Annotated in this window: 17 protein-coding genes; 10 read left to right on the top strand and 7 right to left on the bottom strand. The window is 65.9% G+C overall.

Translation table 11 applies throughout. The annotated features are described in order from the left end of the window. Positions 1-82 precede the first annotated feature (82 nt). From xylA to QFZ41_RS07130, 6 genes are all read left to right on the top strand, one after another. Positions 83-1,399 (top strand): xylose isomerase, encoded by a 1,317-nt coding sequence (gene xylA, locus QFZ41_RS07155; protein WP_429198122.1) that lies wholly within the window; start codon positions 83-85, stop codon positions 1,397-1,399. 13 nt (positions 1,400-1,412) lie between these two features. Then, positions 1,413-2,918 (top strand): xylulokinase, encoded by a 1,506-nt coding sequence (gene xylB, locus QFZ41_RS07150; RefSeq protein WP_429198121.1) that lies wholly within the window; start codon positions 1,413-1,415, stop codon positions 2,916-2,918. Between the two features lie 29 nt (positions 2,919-2,947). Further along, positions 2,948-3,961 carry a D-xylose ABC transporter substrate-binding protein gene (xylF, locus tag QFZ41_RS07145; protein WP_429198120.1) on the top strand — a complete coding sequence of 338 codons (1,014 nt, stop codon included), beginning with the start codon at positions 2,948-2,950 and terminating at the stop codon, positions 3,959-3,961. A 61-nt stretch (positions 3,962-4,022) separates the two neighbouring features. Further along, positions 4,023-5,570, top strand: coding sequence for a xylose ABC transporter ATP-binding protein (locus QFZ41_RS07140; protein WP_429198119.1), 1,548 nt, complete (start codon positions 4,023-4,025; stop codon positions 5,568-5,570). A gap of 39 nt (positions 5,571-5,609) precedes the next feature. Further along, complete coding sequence (locus tag QFZ41_RS07135; protein WP_429198118.1) at positions 5,610-6,755, top strand: sugar ABC transporter permease; 1,146 nt, start codon at positions 5,610-5,612, stop codon at positions 6,753-6,755. A gap of 105 nt (positions 6,756-6,860) precedes the next feature. Further along, positions 6,861-7,235 (top strand): TIGR03067 domain-containing protein, encoded by a 375-nt coding sequence (locus QFZ41_RS07130; RefSeq protein WP_429198117.1) that lies wholly within the window; start codon positions 6,861-6,863, stop codon positions 7,233-7,235. A 125-nt stretch (positions 7,236-7,360) separates the two neighbouring features. Here the strand turns inward: QFZ41_RS07130 and QFZ41_RS07125 are convergent, their stop codons facing one another. From QFZ41_RS07125 to QFZ41_RS07105, 5 genes are all read right to left on the bottom strand, one after another. Continuing rightward, positions 7,361-7,879, bottom strand: a complete 519-nt coding sequence (locus tag QFZ41_RS07125) for a DUF4142 domain-containing protein (protein ID WP_429198116.1) — start codon at positions 7,877-7,879, stop codon at positions 7,361-7,363. A 298-nt stretch (positions 7,880-8,177) separates the two neighbouring features. Continuing rightward, a complete protein-coding gene (metK, locus tag QFZ41_RS07120; protein ID WP_306850936.1) occupies positions 8,178-9,398 on the bottom strand; it encodes a methionine adenosyltransferase in 1,221 nt (406 codons plus the stop codon). A 149-nt stretch (positions 9,399-9,547) separates the two neighbouring features. Beyond that, entirely contained in the window at positions 9,548-10,360 is an 813-nt protein-coding gene (locus QFZ41_RS07115; protein ID WP_429198115.1) for an SDR family NAD(P)-dependent oxidoreductase, read from the bottom strand. Between the two features lie 54 nt (positions 10,361-10,414). Next, entirely contained in the window at positions 10,415-10,843 is a 429-nt protein-coding gene (locus tag QFZ41_RS07110) for a MarR family winged helix-turn-helix transcriptional regulator (protein WP_429198114.1), read from the bottom strand. A gap of 39 nt (positions 10,844-10,882) precedes the next feature. After that, a complete protein-coding gene (locus QFZ41_RS07105) occupies positions 10,883-11,863 on the bottom strand; it encodes an aldo/keto reductase (RefSeq protein ID WP_429198113.1) in 981 nt (326 codons plus the stop codon). A 720-nt stretch (positions 11,864-12,583) separates the two neighbouring features. On the opposite strand from QFZ41_RS07105, the gene fusA reads away from it, so the two are divergent. From fusA to QFZ41_RS07085, 4 genes are all read left to right on the top strand, one after another. Beyond that, positions 12,584-14,656, top strand: coding sequence for an elongation factor G (fusA, locus tag QFZ41_RS07100; RefSeq protein ID WP_429198112.1), 2,073 nt, complete (start codon positions 12,584-12,586; stop codon positions 14,654-14,656). A gap of 73 nt (positions 14,657-14,729) precedes the next feature. After that, positions 14,730-15,920, top strand: a complete 1,191-nt coding sequence (locus QFZ41_RS07095) for a molybdopterin molybdotransferase MoeA (protein WP_429198111.1) — start codon at positions 14,730-14,732, stop codon at positions 15,918-15,920. Then, a complete protein-coding gene (gene mobA / locus QFZ41_RS07090; RefSeq protein ID WP_429198110.1) occupies positions 15,890-16,450 on the top strand; it encodes a molybdenum cofactor guanylyltransferase in 561 nt (186 codons plus the stop codon). The genes QFZ41_RS07095 and mobA overlap by 31 nt, the downstream gene beginning before the upstream one ends. Continuing rightward, positions 16,447-16,785: a hypothetical protein gene (locus QFZ41_RS07085; RefSeq protein ID WP_429198109.1), complete on the top strand. Its 339-nt coding sequence runs from the start codon at positions 16,447-16,449 to the stop codon at positions 16,783-16,785. Before mobA ends, QFZ41_RS07085 begins: the two co-directional genes overlap by 4 nt. Before the next feature lie 4 nt (positions 16,786-16,789). On the opposite strand, the gene fdhD is transcribed toward QFZ41_RS07085, so the two are convergent. Together fdhD and QFZ41_RS07075 are read right to left on the bottom strand one after the other, a co-directional pair. Continuing rightward, positions 16,790-17,728: a formate dehydrogenase accessory sulfurtransferase FdhD gene (fdhD, locus tag QFZ41_RS07080; protein ID WP_429198108.1), complete on the bottom strand. Its 939-nt coding sequence runs from the start codon at positions 17,726-17,728 to the stop codon at positions 16,790-16,792. Continuing rightward, positions 17,718-20,054, bottom strand: coding sequence for an FdhF/YdeP family oxidoreductase (locus tag QFZ41_RS07075; protein ID WP_429198107.1), 2,337 nt, complete (start codon positions 20,052-20,054; stop codon positions 17,718-17,720). The genes fdhD and QFZ41_RS07075 overlap by 11 nt, the downstream gene beginning before the upstream one ends. Positions 20,055-20,139: the final 85 nt, after the last annotated feature.

Here is a 20,139-nt window from a genome sequence, read left to right as displayed (position 1 = left end):
CGTCGGAAATCGCAATTGCGCGGCATAGGCACCGCTCGTCAGGATCGACGGGATTCGTCCCCACGTTTGTCAAGGAATTGTTATGTCGTACTTTTCCAGCGTCCCCAAGATCAGCTTCGAAGGCCCCGGCAGCGATAACCCGCTGGCGTTCCATCATTACGACCCGAACAAGCAGGTGCTCGGCAAGAGCATGGCCGAGCACCTTCGTCTCGCCACCTGCTACTGGCACACCTTCGTCTGGCCGGGTTCCGACGTGTTCGGCGCGGGCACCTTCGAGCGTCCCTGGCAGACGGCAGGGGAGCCGATGGCCAAGGCTCGCGAGAAGGCCGATGCCGCGTTCGATTTCTTCTCCCGCCTGGGCACGCCTTACTACACCTTCCACGACACCGACGTGGCGCCGGAAGGCGACAGTCTCGCCGACTACAAGAAGAACTTCGCGGCGATGGTGGACGTGCTCGAGAAGAAGCAGGCCGAGACCGGCGTGAACCTCCTGTGGGGCACCGCCAACGTGTTCAGCAACCCGCGCTATGCCGCCGGTGCCGCGACCAATCCGCAGCCGGAAGTATTCGCCTACGCGGCCACGCAGGTGCGCCACGCGATGGAAGCCACGCACCGCCTGGGCGGCGCCAACTACGTGCTGTGGGGCGGCCGCGAAGGCTACGACACCCTGCTCAACACCGACCTGAAGCGCGAACGCGAGCAGCTCGGCCGCTTCTTCCAGATGGTGATCGAGCACAAGCACAAGATCGGCTTCAAGGGCACGATCCTGATCGAGCCCAAGCCGCAGGAGCCGACCAAGCACCAGTACGACTACGACACCGCCACGGTTTACGGCTTCCTGAAGGAGTTCGGCCTGGAGAACGAGGTCAAGACCAACCTCGAGGCCAACCACGCCACGCTCGCCGGCCACTCGTTCCATCACGAGGTCGCGACCTCGATCGCGCTGGGCGTCTTCGGCTCGATCGACGCCAATCGCGGCGACCCGCAGAACGGCTGGGATACAGACCAGTTCCCGAACAGCGTGGAAGAGTTGACCCTGGTCACCTACGAGATACTGAAGGCCGGTGGTTTCACCACGGGCGGTTTCAACTTCGACACCAAGGTGCGCCGCCAGAGCAGCGCGCCGGAAGATCTCTTCCACGGCCACATCGGCGCGATCGATGCATTGGCTCTCAGCCTGGAACGCGCGGCGAAGATGATCGAGCGTGATGCGCTCGCCGACTTCAAGGCGAAGCGCTACGCGGGTTGGGATGCCGATTTCGGCAAGAAGATCCTGCAGGGTGGCTTCTCGCTGGCCTCGCTGTCTGACGAGGCGATCGCCCGCGACATCCATCCGAGGCATGTCTCCGGCGGCCAGGAGTTGCTCGAAAACATCGTCAACCGCTATATCTATGGGTGATATGACTCCCGACATGGACGCTTCGGCACGCATGTACCTCGGTATCGACCTGGGCACGTCCTCGGTGAAGGCCGTCCTCATGGACGAGGCCGGCGAGGTGCGTGCCAGCGCGACCAGCCCGTTGGAGGTCTCGCATCCGAAACCGCGCTGGTCGGAGCAAGACCCGGCCACGTGGTGGAGCGCCACCGAGGCGGCCGTTGCGGATGTCCTCAAGGGAACCGATGCCCGCCGCGTGGCGGCCATCGGCCTGTCCGGGCAGATGCACGGCGCCACGCTGCTGGACAAGTCGGACGCTATCCTGCGGCCGGCCATCCTGTGGAACGACGGCCGGTCGGATATCGAATGCGCGGAACTGGAAAAGGTGCCGGGTTTTCGTTCCATCACCGGCAACCTCGCCATGCCCGGCTTCACGGCACCGAAGCTCGCCTGGGTGCGCAAGCACGAGCGCGAGGTCTTCGATCGCGTCGCCAAGGTGCTGCTGCCCAAGGATTACCTGCGCCTTCGCCTCACGGGCGAATACATGACCGACGCGTCCGATGCGGCCGGCACCCTCTGGCTCGACGTCGAGAAGCGCCGGTGGAGCGACACCATGCTCGCGGCGACGGGCCTGGACCGTTCGCACATGCCGCAGGTCTTCGAAGGTAGCCAGCCTGCGGGTCGCTTGCGCAAGGAACTGGCCGAACGCTGGGGCATGGATACCGTCCCAGTCGCCGCCGGCGGTGGCGACAACGCGGCGGGCGCGGTGGGCGTGGGCATCGTGCGCCATGGCCAGGCCATGCTGTCGCTGGGCACGTCGGGCGTCTATTTCGCGGTGTCCGATGGCTTCCGTTCGAGTCCCGAGCAGGCGGTGCACAGCTTCTGCCATGCGTTGCCCGATACGTGGCACCTGATGTCGGTGATGTTGAACGCGGCGAGCTGCCTCGACTTCACCGCGAAGCTCACCGGGCAGAAGGACGTGCCGGCCCTGCTCGCCGAGGCCGAGGCCACGGGTCTTCGGCAGAACGGTCCGCTGTTCCTGCCCTACCTCACGGGCGAGCGTACGCCGCACAACGACGCGCATGCGCGCGGCTCCTTCACCAACCTGGGCCCCGGGATGGATCGCGCCGATCTCGCCAATGCCACGCTGGAAGGCGTGGGGCTGGGGCTGCTCGACGGCCTGCTGGCGGTGGAGTCGACCGGCCTCGTGGCCGAGGAAATCACCGTGATCGGCGGTGGCTCGCGCAGTGCCTATTGGACGCAGATGCTCGCCGATATCCTCGGCAAGCGCCTCGTCCTGCGCAGTGGCGGCGAGGTGGGCCCCGCGCTCGGGGCGGCACGCCTCGCGCGGCTGGCCATCGAGCCGGGCGCCTCGCTCGACGTGGTATGCCCGATGCCCCCGGTCACCGCCGTGCGCGAGCCCGATGCAGCGCGTCATGCTTATTTCCTGCAAACGCGCCACCCTTTGTTCCGCCGCTCTTACGAGCAGTTGAAGCCGCTGTATTCCGACGCCGTCCGCGGCGACGATTTCCGCCCCTCCTGAAGGGCGATCCCATAAGCATGGAGATGAGCATGAAGCAGAAGGCCCTATATACGCTGTTGGCCGTATCGATGATCGGTGCCGGCATGTTCGCGGCGCCTCAGGCGCACGCCAGCAAGGAAAAGCCGGTGATCGGCTTCTCCATCGACGACCTGCGCGTGGAGCGCTGGACGCGCGACCGCGACTACTTCAAGGCCGCGGCGGAAGCCAAGGGTGCCACCGTGTCGGTGCAGTCCGCCGACGCCAACGAGCAGAAGCAGATCCAGCAGATCGAGAACCTGATCTCGCGCAAGGTCGACGTCATCGTGATCGTGCCGTTCAACGCCAAGACGCTGACCACGGTCGTCGCCGAGGCGAAGAAGGCCGGTATCAAGGTCATTTCCTATGACCGCCTCATCCTGAATGCCGACGTCGACGCGTATATCTCGTTCGACAACGACAAGGTCGGCCAGATGCAGGCCCAGGGCGTCGTCGATGCCGCGCCGAAGGGGAATTACTTCCTGCTCGGCGGCGCGCCGACCGACAACAACGCGAAGATCCTTCGCGAAGGCCAGATGAAGGTCCTGAAGCCGCTGGTCGACAAGGGCGACATCAAGATCGTCGGCCAGCAGTGGACCAACGAATGGCTGGCCTCGAACGCGCAGTCGATCATCGAGAACGCGCTCACCGCCAACAAGAACAACATCCAGGGCATCGTCGCCTCCAACGACGGTACCGCCGGTGGCGCCATCGCCGCTCTGAATGGCCAGAAGCTGGCCGGCAAGGTGGCCGTGTCGGGCCAGGATGCCGACCTCGCCGCGATCAAGCGGATCAAGGCCGGCACGCAGACCATGACGGTCTACAAGCCGATCAAGGAAATCGCCACGGAAGCGGCGAACCTCGCGGTGGGCCTGGTCCAGGGTACCGCGCCGAAGTTCACATCGAAGATGAACAACGGCAAGAAGGATGTGGATACCATCCTGCTCACCCCGACCATGCTGACCAAGAAGAACGTCGATCTCGTGGTCAAGGACGGCTTCTACACCCAGGCCCAAGTCGGCCCGTAAGCGTAAGATCGGCGATGCCCCGCCCTGTGCGGCGGGGCATCGTCCAGCGAAAGGAGTAGCGGTGAGCGAATACCTGTTCGAGATGCGCCAGATCGTCAAGGAATTCTCCGGCGTGCGCGCGCTCAATGGCATCGACCTGGCCGTGCGGCCCGGCGAGTGCGTCGGCCTGTGCGGCGAGAACGGCGCCGGCAAGTCCACCCTGATGAAAGTCCTGTCCGGCGTGTATCCCTATGGCACGTGGGAAGGCGAGATTCTGTTCGACGGCAAGCCGCTGAAGGCGTACTCGGTGCGTGACAGCGAGGATGCCGGCATCGTGATCATCCACCAGGAGCTGATGCTGGTACCTCAGCTTTCCGTCGCCGAGAACATTTTCCTCGGCAACGAGATCCACAAATTCGGCGGCGTGATGGACTACGACGCCATGTATGCCAAGGCCGAGGCGTTGCTCGCCCGCCTGAAGCTCAAGGACGTGAACGTGGCGGCTCCCGTGATGAATTACGGCGGCGGCTACCAGCAATTGTTCGAGATCGCCAAGGCGCTGGCGAAGAACGCCCGCCTGCTGATCCTCGACGAGCCGTCTTCCTCGCTGACCTCGTCCGAGACCGACACCCTGCTGTCGATCATCGAAGACCTCAAGCGCGACGGCGTGGCCTGCGTCTACATCTCGCACAAGCTCGAGGAAGTGGCGCGGGTGTGCGACACGGTCACCGTGATCCGTGACGGCAAGCACATCGTCACCAAGCCGATGAGCGAGATGACCACCCATTCGATCATCACCGCCATGGTCGGACGCGACATCGAGAACCTGTTCCCGAAGGTCGAGCACGACATCGGCGAAGTGATCTTCGAGGCCCGGCACGTCACCTGTTGGGACGTGGCCAATCCGAACCGCAAGCGCGTCGACGATATTTCTTTCCAGATCCGCCGTGGCGAGATCCTCGGTGTCGCAGGACTCGTCGGTGCCGGCCGAACCGAACTGGTGTCGGCGATCTTCGGCGCCTACCCGGGGCGCTACGAGGCGGAATTGCTGCTCGAAGGCAAACCGATCAAGGTCCGGTCGCCCGAACAGGCGATCAAGGCCGGCCTGTCCCTGGTGCCGGAGGACCGCAAGCGGCAGGGCATCGTGCCCTTGCTCGGTGTGGGCGACAACATCACGCTGGCGACGCTTTCGCATTATTCCCATGCGGGACAGATCGATCGCCAGGCCGAGTTGCAGACCGTCGATGCCGAGATCAAGCGCCTTCGCGTGAAGACGGCGAGCCCTGAACTGGCGATCGTCGGCTTGTCCGGTGGCAACCAGCAGAAAGCGGTGCTGACCAAGATGCTGCTGCCCAAGCCGAAGGTGTTGATCCTCGACGAACCCACCCGCGGCGTCGACGTGGGCTCCAAGTACGACATCTACAAGTTGATGTTCGAGCTGGCCGCCAAGGGCGTCGCCATCATCATGGTCTCGTCGGAGATGCCGGAAGTGCTGGGCGTCAGCGATCGCGTCCTGGTCGTGGGCGAGGGTAAGCTACGCGGCGATTTCAAGAACGTCGACCTTACCCAGGAGCAGGTGCTCGCCGCGGCGATCTCGCATGCCGCCGAAGGGCCCGCGCACGCGGCCTGATCCTCCGAAAACCATTCACGCGTTACCAGGGAAGCCTTCATGCAGGCCCAGAAAGTCCAGCAACTGTTCGTCCGCTACAAGATCCTCGCCCTGCTCATCGCGGTGGCGATCATCTGGGTGTTCTTCCACCTGAAGACCGAATCGGCCTTCATCACGCCGGGCAACCTCTCCAACCTGTTCCGGCAGATGGCGATCACCGGCATGCTCGCCTGCGGCATGGTGTTCATCATCATCGCCGGCGAGATCGACCTGTCCATCGGCTCGCAGCTCGGCCTGCTCGGCGGCGTGGTGGCGATCCTGACGGTGAACCAGGGCTGGGGTACGTGGCCGGCGATCTTCGCCGTGCTCGGACTCGGCCTGGTGATCGGTGCGTTCAACGGCTTCGTCGTCACCAAGATGCGGGTGCCGTCGTTCATCGTCGGCCTGGGCGGCATGCTCGCCTTCCGTGGCATCGTGCTCTACATCACGGGCAGCTCGACCATCGCCCCGGCGCCGGACGACCTCATCGCACTGGGTCAGGGCTTCGTTCCGCCCGCGCTGTCGCGCTGGATCGGCGCGGTCATCTTCCTCGCCATGATCGCGCTGACCGTGCGCCGCCGCGTTCGCCGCGGCAAGCTCGGCCTGCAGCAGGGCGCGTTGTGGATCGACATCGCCCGCCTGGTGGCCATCGGCGCTTTCATCTTCGGCTTCGTGCGCATCCTCAACGACGCAAACGGCATCCCCATCCCGGTGATGATCCTGCTCGGCCTGCTCGCCGTGTTCACCTACGTATCCACGCAAACGGTGTTCGGCCGGCACATCTACGCCGTCGGCGGCAACATGGAAGCCACCCGCCTGTCCGGCGTGAACGTGGCGCGCGTGAAGCTGGTGGTGTTCGCCCTGATGGGCCTGATGTGCGCCTTCGCCGGCATCATCACCGTGGCCCGCACCGGTTCGGGCTCGCCCTCCGCCGGTACCGGTGGCGAACTGGATGCCATCTCCGCCTGCTTCATCGGCGGCACGTCCATGCGCGGTGGCTCGGGTACGGTCTACGGCGCCCTGATCGGCGCGCTGGTGATGGCCAGCCTCGACAGCGGCATGCAGCTGATGGACGTCGACAACTCGTGGCAGATGATCATCAAGGGCGTGATCCTCGCCCTGGCCGTCTGGGTGGATGTCCTCTCCGGCTCCAATCGCAACGGCTGATGCCACGCATCGGCTGGCTCCAAAGTATCGCCTGATTCCAAAGCATCGCCGACAGGGTCGGCGATGGGTGCTCGCGATAAACTTCAACGAACGGAAAGGGAAATCATGGACGACCTGCAACTACTCCAGGGCGCCTGGAAACAGGTCCGCTTTGAGGAGAACGGCGTCATCGAACCGCCTGATATCCACGGCGGCACCGGCGCCATTACCACCATCGAAGGAGACCGCTTCGCCGTCAGGTCGTCCCACGGCGAACTCCTCCTCGCCGGCCGTTTCATCCTCGACCCGACGACGCACCCGAAATCGATCACCTGGATCGACAGCATGGGCGATGACGCGGGAAAGCTGCTCCCAGCCACGTACAAGCTGAGCGATGACGAATTCCTCTTCATCGCATCGGATGAGGGAAAGCCGCGCTCAACCGTCTTCGTCACTTCCCCTGGACTGACCCTCCGCGGCTTCGTCAGACACCGGACGTAACGCCACGCATGACACCCAGCCAGCCCATGGTGGGAGCCGACCCTGTCGGCGATGGGTGCTGGCCAAAGCATCGCCGACAGGGTCGGCTCCCACCGGGTCGGCCCCACAAGGCCGCGATGGGACGATCAAGGAAGCGCCTTCGCCTGCTTCAAATGATCCTTCAACGTCGGCAGTGTCTTCTTCGCGAAGGCCTTCAGTTGGTCGTTAGAACCTTTCTCGATCTCCACCTCGAAGATGGCCACGGCCTTCTCGTGATCGGCGACCATCAGCTTCGCGTATTCGCGGTCGAAGTCTGCGCCGTGCAAGCGCGACAGGGCGTCGATGCGCTTCTCGCTGTCGGGCAGGGGGTCATGAGCGATCGGGTAGCCCTTGTCGCCCATCTTCAGTGACTTGAGTTCGTCGTGCGCCTTCGTGTGGTCGTCGACCATGCGCTGTGCGAACGCCTTGACCTTCGCCGACGTCGCTTGTTTCAGGGCGAGTTCGCTCGCCTGGACTTCGGCCATGCCGGACGCAGTCGCGTTCTTGAAGAAGCCCGCATCGGTGGCGGTGCCGCCGAGGGTGTCTTTCTCCTGGGCGTGAACGGCACACGCGAGCGCCACGGCGAGGAAGGTGGTGGCGAGGGCACGGACAGGACGATGGGTCATGGTGGCTTCTCCGCTGTAGGCTCCCTAGATGTCGCATCCGGGCCATGAAATGGCTGTGACCAAGGCGGAAGCGAGGCCAGTAGTCACAGGAAGCGGAGGCCGCGCTGCAAGCCCCATGGGACACGGCTTGGTGGGAGCCGACCCTGTCGGCGATGGGTGCTTGCGATGAGCTGGCCCGCCGCCGCGGGATCGCCGATAGAGTCGGCTCCCACCAAAGCTAGGCCCTCACCGAAAGCTGGCTTCACAAAAGAAAACGGGCGCCTGGGCGCCCGTTTTCATGCCTTGCCGGAAGTGCCGCTTACTTGCGGCGGGCGACCGTCGCGCCGAGGCCGGCGGCGTCGCGCAGGACGTCGGCCTTGTCGGTCTTCTCCCAGGAGAACGCCGTGAACGTGTTGCCGTTCTTGTCGGTGATCTCGTAGGGCTTGCGGCCGAAGTGGCCGTTCGACGCGGTCGGCTGGTACATCGGGTGGACCAGGTCGAGCATCTTGATGATGCCGTACGGACGCAGGTCGAAGTGCTTGCGGATCAGCTTCTCGATCTTCTCGTCGGGGATCTTGCCGGTGCCGAAGGTGGTCACCGAGATCGAGGTGGGCTCGGCCACGCCGATGGCGTAGCTGACCTGGATCTCGCAACGGTCGGCGAGGCCGGCGGCGACGATGTTCTTGGCGACATAGCGAGCCGCATAGGCGGCCGAACGGTCGACCTTGGACGGGTCCTTGCCGGAGAACGCGCCACCACCGTGACGGGCCCAGCCGCCGTAGGTGTCGACGATGATCTTGCGGCCGGTCAGGCCGCAGTCGCCCACCGGGCCGCCGATGACGAACTTGCCGGTCGGGTTGATGTGGAACTTGGTGCCCTTGTGCAGGAGCTTCGCCGGCAGCACGGGCTTCAGGATCAGCTCGCGCACGCCTTCGATCAGGTCTTTCTGCTTCACGTCCGGATCGTGCTGGGTCGACAGCACGACGGCGTCGATGGCGACGGCCTCGCCATTTTCGTAACGCAGCGTGACCTGGCTCTTCGCATCCGGGCGCAGCCACGGCAGCGGCGAGTTCTTCTTTTTGCGGACCTTGGTCTGCTGCTCGACGAGGCGATGCGCGTAGTGAATCGCCGCCGGCATGTACTCGCTGGTCTCGTTCGTGGCGTAGCCGAACATCAGGCCCTGGTCGCCCGCGCCCTGTTCTTCGGGCTTCTTGCGGTCGACACCCTGGTTGATGTCCGGGGACTGCTTGCCGATCAGGTTCAGCACGCCGCAGGTCTCGCCGTCGAAACCGACTTCCGAGCTGTCGTAGCCGATGTCGAGGATGACCTTGCGGGTCAGCGCCTCGAGGTCGATCCACGCGCTGGTGGTGATCTCGCCCGCGACGATGGCGACGCCGGTCTTCACCAGCGTCTCGCAGGCCACGCGAGCGCGCGGATCCTGGGCCAGGATGGCGTCCAGAACGGCGTCGGAGATCTGGTCGGCGATCTTGTCCGGATGGCCTTCGGAGACCGACTCGGAGGTGAAGAGGTAGTTGCTCATCGCGGGGATATATCCTTCTTTACGGATAAAGAGATAAAGGGCGCGCCATGATACACGCCTCCGGGCCGGTTTGCAGGGGGAAGGGTAGCGCCCGGGGGTGACGGTTGCATGGATGTTCAGCGGCCTCCGTTTGGAAGGATGCCTGTCGCTCAGGCGGACACCCTGGACCCCACTCCGTACCGCGAGGCGGGCGCCGTGCCCGACAGCTGGCCGAACAGCGCGCGCCTTGCCGACTCGAAACCGTCGATCAGGGCGTTGTCTTCCACGGCGGGCAAGGTCACCAGCTCACCGGCGTCGAACCCGGCGAGCGAGGCGTCGACCATGTCTTCCGCGGACATCACCCACGCCTGCGGCACGTGTTCCAGCGGCGTGCCCGAGATGTCCCAGAAGTCCGTGGCGGTGGCGCCGGGAAGAACGGCCTGTACCTTGATGTTCTTGTCCGCCAGTTCGTGGTGCATGGACTGGGTGAGGGCGAGCACGAAGGCCTTGCTGCCGCCGTAGACCCCGTTGAGCAGTTCCGGTGCGATGGCGACGATCGAGGCAATATTGATCACCGCGCCACCGCCGCGCGCCACGAAAGCGGGGACGGCCTTGTAGATGAGGCGGGTCGGGGCGGTCACGTTGAGCGCGATCATGTCGGTCATCTTGCGAACGTCTGCTTCGAGCAGCTTCGCCGTGGAACCCACGCCGGCGTTGTTGACCAGCAGGCTGATTTCCGGCGTCTCGGCGATCACCGCTTCGACCCGGGCGATATCCACCTCGGCGGTGAGGTCGGCGGCGACGACACGTACGCTGTGGCCGGTGGTCGCGGCGATGTGCTTCGCCAGGGAGTCGAGCTTGTCCTTGTTGCGGGCGACGAGGATGAGGTCGTAGCCACGGCGGGCGAGGCGGTCGGCGTAGATCGCGCCGATGCCGGTGGAGGCGCCGGTGACGAGGGCGATGCCGGGGTTAGGGGTGGTCATGACGAATACCTTTGTCGAGTGTCGTGCATATGCACAGTTATGGGTGAAGAAAAATCAGGCCAGCTGACTCATACGATGAAGCGCGGCACGGGCCTCGGCGGCGGGGCCTGCTCCGCCGAAGCGTTCCACGAATTCGTTCTGGGCGTCGTTCCACAGCGGTATCGCCTGGGCCAGTTTTGCCAGGCCCGCTGGCGTCAGGCGCAGGGCGTTTTGCCGGGGACCGCCCGATCCCGCCGCGCCGACGGCCACCAGACCGTCCCGTTGCAGGGGCTTCAGGGCGCGCACGAGGCTGGTCCGGTCCATCACCAACTCATCGGCCAGTTCGCGCATGCCGACCCCAGGCCGTTCCTCGACCACGATCAGGATGGAGAACTGGCTGCTCGTGAGGCCGCTGGGGGCGAGGTGCCGCTCATAGTCGCGCGTCAACGCCCGAGCCGCCTGGCGGGCGGCGAAGCAATTGCAGAAGACGTTACGGCTGTCCATGGGCGGCATCATGCTCGTGCATATGCACAGATGTCAAGCCTATTCGAATCCGGCGATGGGGTGCGGGCCATAGGCCGCCTCCAGCATCGCCGTCTCCTCGTCGCTCAGTACGAGATCGATCGCCGCCACGGCGTCGTCGAGGTGATGGGGCTTGGAGGCGCCCACGATAGGCGCCGTGACACCCGCACGGTGGGCCACCCACGACAGGGCGACCTGCGCGCGCGGCACGCCACGCCCGTCGGCGACTTTCTTCACCGCGGCGACGATCGCCTTGTCCGAATCGGCCGTCGCGTTGTACAGCGTGCTGCCGAAGACGTCGCTGTCCTGGCGGGTGCTCGTTTCGTCCCAGTCGCGGGTGAGGCGGCCGCGCGCCAGGGGGCTCCAGGGAAGGACCGCGATGTTCTGGTCGATGCAGAACGGAATCATCTCGCGCTCTTCCTCCCGCTGGAGCAGGTTGTAGTGGTCCTGCATGCTCACGAATTCGGTCCAGCCGTGCAGGCGCGAGGTGTAGACCATCTTCGCGAACTGCCATGCGTACATCGACGACGCGCCGAGGTAACGCACCTTCCCCGCCTTCACCAGGTCGTGCAGCGCTTCGAGCGTCTCTTCGATCGGCGTGGTGTGATCCGCGCGGTGGATCTGCAGCAGGTCGATGTAATCGGTACCCAGGCGCTGGAGGCTGTCGTCGACGGAGTGGAAGATCGCCTTGCGTGAAAGCCCGCCGCCATTGGGACCCTTGCGCCAATGGAAGTAGGTCTTCGTGGCGATCACGACTTCGTCGCGCCGTGCGAAATCCTTCAGCGCACGGCCGACGATTTCTTCGGAAGTGCCATCGGAATACGCATTCGCGGTGTCAAAGAAATTGATCCCGAGGTCGAGCGCCTTGCGGATGAAGGGACGGCTTTGTTCCTCGTCGAGCGTCCAGGCGTGGTTGCCGCGCTCGGGCACGCCGTAGGTCATGCAGCCGAGGACCAGGGGAGAAATGTCGAGGCCGGTACGGCCGAGTTTGACGTAGCGCATGCGGGACTCCAGGCCATGTGGGGATGCGGTGCTATCCGAAGCGGATACACCTGCCATCGACTACTGTAAATGCCAGGAGTCACCGTCACGCATGACAATCGCGTCATGTGAAGCGGGACTGCCACCGACACGATAGCGAAGGCAGGAACGCCGCCCCCTTGAAACTGGCCCTGGCGTCCCTAACTAGGGCCCAACGCGAAGACGGCGCGCCTTGCTGGTCAACCAGTCCGGGCGTAGCATTCGCCTCCTGTCACGAGAGCCAAGCCATGTTCCGCTGCAAGCACGATTTGATGCATGTCCCACCGGTCGCCCCATGGGCGCGTCGCGGGTGCGCGCGTTCCGTGCCTGGCGGAGCTTCGTCGTAAGACGGCGCACCGGCCTCCGAGAACACCAAAAGCACCCGCAAGGGTGCTTTTTTTTGTCCGGTGTCAGGCCCGGCTTCGAGCAGGGAAAGCTCTGGTGGGAGCCGACCCTGTCGGCGATCCCGCGGCAGCGGGCCAGATTACGGCAAGCACCCATCGCCGACAGGGTCGGCTCCCGCCAGAGCTTTCCCGAGCGTGAAGAACCTTTTTTGACTTTGGAGCAGCGTGCCATGAAGAACTGCCGCGACCCCCGATCCTGACCGTCCCGCTTAGCCAGGGGCGGCGGTAAACGGATCGGGGAGTGCCTCGCTCGAGATGACATCCGAGCCCCTGGCGACCCCATCAGGAACCGTTAGCCATGAGTACCCCCCGCGAAACCCAGATTCCCGTCGGCCGTTGGCGCAACCTCGGCATCATCGCGCACGTCGACGCGGGCAAGACCACGCTCACCGAACGCCTGCTCTACAAGACCGGCACGATCCACCGTACCGGCGAGGTGCACGACGGCGCCACCACCACCGATCATATGGAACTCGAGCGCGAGCGTGGCATCACGATCGGCGCCGCCGCCGTGCGCGCGAACTGGACGCCGGAAGGTGGCCAGCCGCATCGCCTGACGCTGATCGACACGCCGGGGCACATCGATTTCGCCATCGAGGTCGAACGCTCGCTGCGCGTGCTCGACGGCGCCGTCACCGTGTTCTCCGGCGTTGCCGGTGTGCAGCCGCAATCCGAAACCGTCTGGCACCAGGCACGCCGGCATGGCGTGCCGTTGATGGCGTTCGTCAACAAGATGGACCGCCCGGGCGCGGATTTCGACGCGGTGGTGGGACAGATGCGCGACAAGCTCGGCGCGAACCCGTGGGTGGTGGCGCGGCCGATCATCGAAGGTGAACACATGACGGGCCTGGTCGACCTCGTGGCGGAACGCACGTGGCGTTTCGACGAAGCAGGCACGCCTGCGGTCCAACCGTGGGCGGAAGCCGAACGTGCGATGTACGCGGACGCGCGTGCCGAACTCGTGGCCGCCGTGGCCGATCGTGACGATACGCTGGCCGAACTCTGGCTCGCGGAACAGCCGATCGACGCGGCGACACTCACGGCGGCGCTTCGACGCGGCACGCTCGCGGGTGCCGGTTCACCGGTGCTTCCGGGCTCGGCGTTCCGCAACGTCGGTATCGAACCGCTGTTGGATGCGTTCGTCGCATACTTGCCGTCGCCACTGGATCGTCCGCCCGTAGTCGGGCATGCCGACGATGGCGATGTGATGGTCGCGCCCGACGCGGACGCGCCGTTGGCGGCGCTCGTCTTCAAGGTGGTCAACCAGGCGCACGGTCCATTGGCCTTCATCCGTGTGTACTCGGGCCGGTTGAACGTGGGCGACGCCGTGTGGCGTAGCGGTACCGATCGCGTGCAGCGCATCGGCCGACTGGCGGTCGTGCGTGCCGAAGACACCGAGGCGGTGGACGTCGCCGAGGCCGGAGACATCGTCGCGATCGCGGGCTGGAAAGACGTGGCGACGGGCGAGACGCTCTCCGATACGCACCGCCGCGTGCGGCTGGAGACCATCCAGGCGCAACCGGCCGTACTGTCGTGGCGGTTGTCGCCCGAGCGTTCCGCCGACCTGCTCAAGCTGGGCAACGGACTGGCCCGCCTCGCGCAGGAGGATCCATCGTTCCGCGTCGGTACCGATCCGGATACTGGCGAAACCCTGGTCTGGGGCATGGGCGAACTGCACCTGGAAGTGATGGTGGAGCGTCTGCGCCGCGAGTGGGGCGTGCAGGTGCGCACGGGCTCGCCGCGCGTGGCTTACCAGGAAACACCGGCCGCGGCTTCGGGCGCCGTGGAAGGCAAGCTCGCCAAGCAGACCGGTGGCAGCGGGCAGTTCGCGCGCGTGGTGTTGTCGGTCACGCCGACCGGCGAGGAAACCAACCGCTTCGAGGACCGCACTACCGGCGGCGTGATTCCCAAACAGTTCCAGGCGGCGGTGGAGAAAGGCGTCGCCGCGGCGCTGGTGGAAGGCCCGCGAGGCTATCCCGTGGTCGGTGCGGCGGTCGCCGTGCTGGACGGGCAGGCTCACGCGGTGGACTCGAACGAGGCCGCGTTCCATCGCGCGGCTCAGATCGCGGTGAAGTCGGCGCTGGAAGCGACCGGCACGGTGCTGCTGGAGCCGGTGATGCGCGTGTCGGTGAGTGCGCCGGGTTCGGCGGTGGGCGATGTGCTGGGCGATCTGCAACGCCGCGGCGGGCAGATCGTCAACCTGGTCGACCGGCAGGAACGCACGGAGATCGACGCCGACGTGCCCCTGGCGCAACTCGACGGCTACAGCACCGCCCTGCGCTCGTTGAGCCAGGGCCGCGCCTCGGCCACGGTGGCGTTCCACGCTTACCGGCCGGCGGCGACGCAGGAACAGTCACGCCGTTCGGCGTGACCCGAGGCAAGGGCGGCCATGTGGCCGCCCATTGCTCCTACACGGTGACGCGTGGGCGGGTTACGCTTCACCCATGATTTCCTATCCCGAAGCGCTGGCGCTCCTGCTTGCTGAAGTCCGGCTGCTCGACGTGGAGCAGGTCGGCATCGACGCCGCGCGGCGACGGTTCCTCGCAGCCGACATCGCCAGCCCCCTCGCGCTGCCATCGTTCGACAACGCGGCGATGGATGGCTACGCCCTGCGTGCGGAAAGCGACACGATTCCCGCCGGAACCGTCCGCACGGTGGCCGCGATGCATGCGGCCGGCGATACGGCCGACGCGTACCCCGGCGCCGAAGCCTGCGAGATCGCCACCGGCGCGCGCATGCCGGAAGGATTCGACACCGTCGTGCCCGTGGAGCGCTGCGAAAGGCAGGGAGCGCAGGTCCGGTTCCTCACCGACGAACGCCGCGGGCAGAACGTCAGGCACGCCGGTGCGGACATCGGCGAAGGCGCGCTCGCGCTCGAACGCGGACGGCGCATCGACGCCGGGGCGGTCATGCTGCTCGCCGCACTGGGTATCGAACGCGTCGACGTCGTACGCCGGCCTCGCGTGGCCGTCATCGCGACCGGCAGCGAACTCAACGCCACCGGCCCTTTGCCACCGGGAGGCATCCATGATTCCAACGGGCCCTTCCTCGCCGCCAGCCTCGCGTCCTGGGGCGTCGAGCCGGTCAGGCGCGCGCGGGTGCCCGACGTGGGCGACGCGTTCCATGCGGCGGTGCGCGACGCACGCGCCGCCGGCGCGGATCTCATCGTCACCACCGGCGCCGTGTCCGCGGGCCGCTTCGACTTCGTGCCTGCGTCGCTGGCGTCGCTCGGTGCGCGGGAGCTCTTTCACAAGGTCGCCATCCGGCCGGGCAAGCCATTGCTCGCCGCACGCTTCGACGATGGTCCGTTGGTACTCGCCTTGCCCGGCAATCCCATCGCGGTGGCGGTGGGATATCGCTTCTTCGTCGCGCCCGTGTTACGCGCCATGGCGGGTCTCGCCGCCGAGCGGCCCACGCGCGTCACCATGGCGGAACCCTTCGCCGGGCGCGAAGGGATGCGGCAATTCGCGCTGGGACGTATCGAGAACGATGCGCAAGGAAGACAGGTCGCCTATCTTGCCGATGCGCAGGCCGCGTATCGCATCCTTCCTTACACGCAGGCGAACACCTGGCTGACGGCCGGCAGCGCGGACGGCGCCGACGCGTGGCCGATCGATCCGGCGGACGCGGCGTGATCGTCGGTCTCGTGCTCGCCGGCGGCCGTTCGTCGCGCATGGGCGAGGACAAGGCGCTCATGCGCTTTGGCGGCCGCACCTTGCTCGAGCGCAGCGTGGAGGTATTGCAATCCGCTGGCGCGGAACGGGTGGCCATCAGCGGAACGCGCACGGGCGGAATACCCGACCGCTGGCCCGGTGCAGGCCCCGTCGGTGGCATCGCAAGCGCGGCCGATGCGCTTCCGGATGGCGAGTGGCTGGTGATTCCGGTGGATATGCCGCGGCTACACGAGCGGGTGCTCCGGCCTTTGCTCTCCGCCGCCACGCCAGCGGCGGTCAGCTGGCAGGGTCATCCGCTGCCGATGCGCCTGACGATGAATGCGGCCACGCGCGAGGCGCTTGCCGGCGTCATGGCGCTGAGCGGGCGCGAACGGTCGGTCTTCGCCTTGCAGGAGCGGCTCGGCGCCGCGAGACTGCCGCTCGACGGTATCGATACGCGCTGCCTGTTGAACTGCAACACCCCCGAGGAATGGAACGAGGCGAACGCATGAGAGTGCAACTGGAAGACGACACGGTTCGTGTCCGCATCGACGAGGACGAGTTGGGCGAACTGCTCGACGACATCGCCTTGCTGGGCTCGACCGCGTTCGGCAAGGCATTCACCATGCGCTACTCGATCGATGCCACCGATGGACCCGCATGCACGCTTTCGGGGAACGCCCACGAGTGGCGCATGGGCGTGCCGCGCACGGCGTTGCGCGACCTGCAGTCGCGCTTGCCGAGCAAGGACGGCCTGGTTTTCGACATACCCGGCCACGACACCGTGGCCACCACGGTGCGTTTCGATGTCGACGTGAAGGACAGCCTGCGCCGTCGCAAGGGTTGAGCGGTCAGGCGATGCGCTCGGGACGGCTGTAAATATTGAATCGCCCCGGGCGGGCGAAGCCCAGCAGGGTCACGCCGCAATCTTCGGCAAGGTGCACGGCGAGTGCCGTGGGCGCGGAGATCGCCACGACGATGGTCATGCCGGCGACGGCCGCCTTGGTCACCATTTCGTAGCTGGCGCGGCTCGTGATCACGAGGAAGCCGTCGCGCGGATCGCTGCCGTCGACGAGCATCGCGCCAATCAGTTTGTCGAGCGCATTGTGCCGGCCGACGTCTTCGCGAACCTTCACGATCGTGCCGTCGGGTGTCGCCCAGGCCGCGGCATGCACGGAGCCGGTGAAGGCGTTGATCGGTTGCATGCCGCGCAACGATTCGAGAGCGCGTTCGATGGCATCGGCACCGATCACGGGGCCGGCTGCCACGGGAGCGGGATGGCGCACCACGTCCTCCAGCTCACGGCTTCCGCAGATGCCGCAGCCGCTGCGGCCGGGGAGTTGCCGGGCCATCGGGCCCGATTCGCCGACAAGGTCGGCTCCCACCAGGCTGCAGGAATCGCCGATAGGGTCGGCTCCCACCAAGCTGCAGGAATCGCCGACAGGGTCGGCTCCCACCGGGCTGCGGGGGGTGGTGGGAGCCGACCCTGTCGGCGATAGTCCGGAGGCCGTGCGCACATCCACCGTAATCCCTTCCAACACCTCGCGCACTTCGATATCGACGATCTCCAGCACCGTCGCCACCTTGCCCTCCGTCAATGCGAAACCCCGGGCGAAATCCTCGAGATCGTCCGGCGTCGCCATCATCACGGCAAAGGGAGAGCCGTCGAAATGCATCGCCACGGGAACCTCTTCCGCGAGCCGGTCGTCGTCGGTCGTGCGCAAGCCGCGATCGACCCGTGTCACCGGACGCGTGGCGCAACCGGCAGGAGGGTGACGCTCAGGCGGCATGTTCCGCCTTCGGCCGTGCCGGGGAGGCCGTGCGCACGGTCGAGGCTTCGATTTTCACCGGCACCGACTTATAGGCCGGGGTACCCGAGCGGCGATCGTGGCTTTCCAGCGCGATGAGCGCGTTGCCCTCGGGGTAGTACATCGCGACCGATCCCTCGGCGATATCGTAGGCGACGGCCACGAAGCCACGCACCGCGCGTTCCCTGCCGTCGGCGGCATTGGCCCCGGTGGCGAAGACATCGATGCGGTCGCCATGTTTGAGGCCGCGCGCCGCGAGATCGTTGGCATGCATGAAAACCACGTCGCGCCGCCCGGTGACGCCACGGTAACGGTCGTTGAGGCCATAGATCGTAGTGTTGTACTGGTCGTGCGAACGGATGGTGGTCAGCATGAGACCCCCTGTTTCCAGCGGTGGATCTTCGTCGAGGCCAGGCGCGACGAGAAAACGGGCGAGCCTGTCGGGCGTGGCCCATTCGCGCTCGCTCGCCGGCACCGGCAGGCGAAACCCGCCAGGCACGTTCACACGCTTGTTGAAGTCGCGGAAGATCGGGAACACCTTTTCGATGTCGTCGCGGATGAGGTTGTAATCACCCACGAGCCGGTCCCAGTCCACGCGCGTGGCGGGCAGGGTGGCCTTGGCGATACCGGCGATGATCCACGGCTCGGAACGCAGGTGTTCCGAGGCAGGCGTGAGCGTGCCGGCGGACGCATGCACCATCGACATCGAGTCTTCCACGGTGACCGACTGCGGGCCGGTGGCCTGCACATCCAGTTCCGTCCTGCCCAGGCACGGCAGGATGAACGATTCCTTCGCCAGGATGAGGTGCGACCGGTTGAGCTTCGTGGCGATATGCACCGCGAGGTCGAGCTTCGCCATCGCCGCGAAGGTTTCCGCCGTGTCGGGCATCGCCACGGCCAGGTTGCCGCCAAGCGCGACGAGGGCCTTGGAGCGGCCCTCTCGGATGGCGATGACCGCGGCGACGGCATCGTGCCCATGCGCCGTGGGTGGCTCGAAGCCATAAGTGGCGCGTATGCCGTCGTTCAAGGCATCCGTCGGCTTCTCGGTGATGCCCACCGTACGGTCGCCTTGCACGTTGCTATGGCCACGCAGCGGGCAGATGCCGGCGCCGCGTCGGCCGATGTTGCCGCGCAAGAGCAAAAGGTTGGCGATCTGCTGCACGTTCTCGGTGCCGTGCACGTGCTGGGTGATACCCATGCCGTAGCAGACGATGACGTTCTTCGCCTTGGCGTAAATGTCGGCCGCGTCTTCGACCTGCGCACGGGTAAGCCCGGAGGCGCGTTCGACAGCTTCCCAGGACGTGTGGGAGACATCGGCCGCGAGCGCTTCGAATCCGGCCGTGTTGGCCTCGATGAAGGCCTGGTCGACGACGCGGGGCATGCCGGCGGCGACGGCGCGTTCGTCGGCCGCGAGCACGGCCTTCATCATGCCCTTCAGCACGGCGACGTCGCCGCCGATCTTAAGCTTGTAATAGGTGGACGCTATGCGCGTGGATCTGCCGGTAAGCATTTCCAGGGGATGCTGTGGCGACGTGAACCGTTCCAGCCCGCGCTCGGGCAGTGGATTGAGCACCACGATGGGCACGCCGCGCAGCGAAGCCTCGCGCAAGGTCGAAAGCATGCGTGGATGGTTGGTGCCAGGGTTGTGACCGATGCAGAAGATCGCGTCGCAGTGCTCGAAATCCTCGAGCACCACCGTGCCCTTGCCCACGCCGATCGATTGCGGCAGGCCCACGCTCGTGGCCTCATGGCACATGTTCGAGCAGTCCGGGAAATTGTTCGTGCCGAACTCACGCACGAACAGCTGGTACAGGAACGCGGCTTCGTTGGAGGCGCGGCCCGAGGTGTAGAACTCGGCCATGTTCGGGTCCGGCAACGCGCGCAAGGCCGTGCCGATGCGCCGGAACGCCTCTTCCCATGCGATCGGACGATAGGTGTCGCTCGCGCGGTCGTACGCCATGGGATGGGTGATCCGTCCCAGGCCCTCCAGGGTGTAGTCGCTAAGGTTCCACAGGTTCGCCACCGTGTTCCTGGCGAAGAACTCCGGCCGCACGCGCTTGGCCGTGGCTTCCCATGAAACCGCTTTCGCGCCGTTTTCGCAGAACTCGAAGGAGGAAGTCTCCTTCGGGTCGGGCCAGGCGCAACCCGGGCAGTCGAAGCCTTGCGGCTGGTTCACCTTGTGCAGGGCGATGGACTCGCGGGCGATGGCCATCTGGCCGCTGAGCGCACGGGCCACAGCGCCGAGCGCGCCCCAGCCGCCAGCGGGACCCTCGTAGTCGTCGATACCGGGAACAGGATTTTCATTCATGGCCGCATCATTCTACGCCGCACCAAAAGGGACAATTAAACCAAGGTACGTGGCGCTCGCGTCCCTTGTTGCGATGCACAATGGT

The organism is Luteibacter sp. W1I16 (genome assembly GCF_050434905.1).
Classification (GTDB): domain Bacteria; phylum Pseudomonadota; class Gammaproteobacteria; order Xanthomonadales; family Rhodanobacteraceae; genus Luteibacter.
The sequence above is the reverse complement of the archived record's forward strand: the minus strand, read 5'-3'. Positions and strand labels throughout refer to the sequence as shown.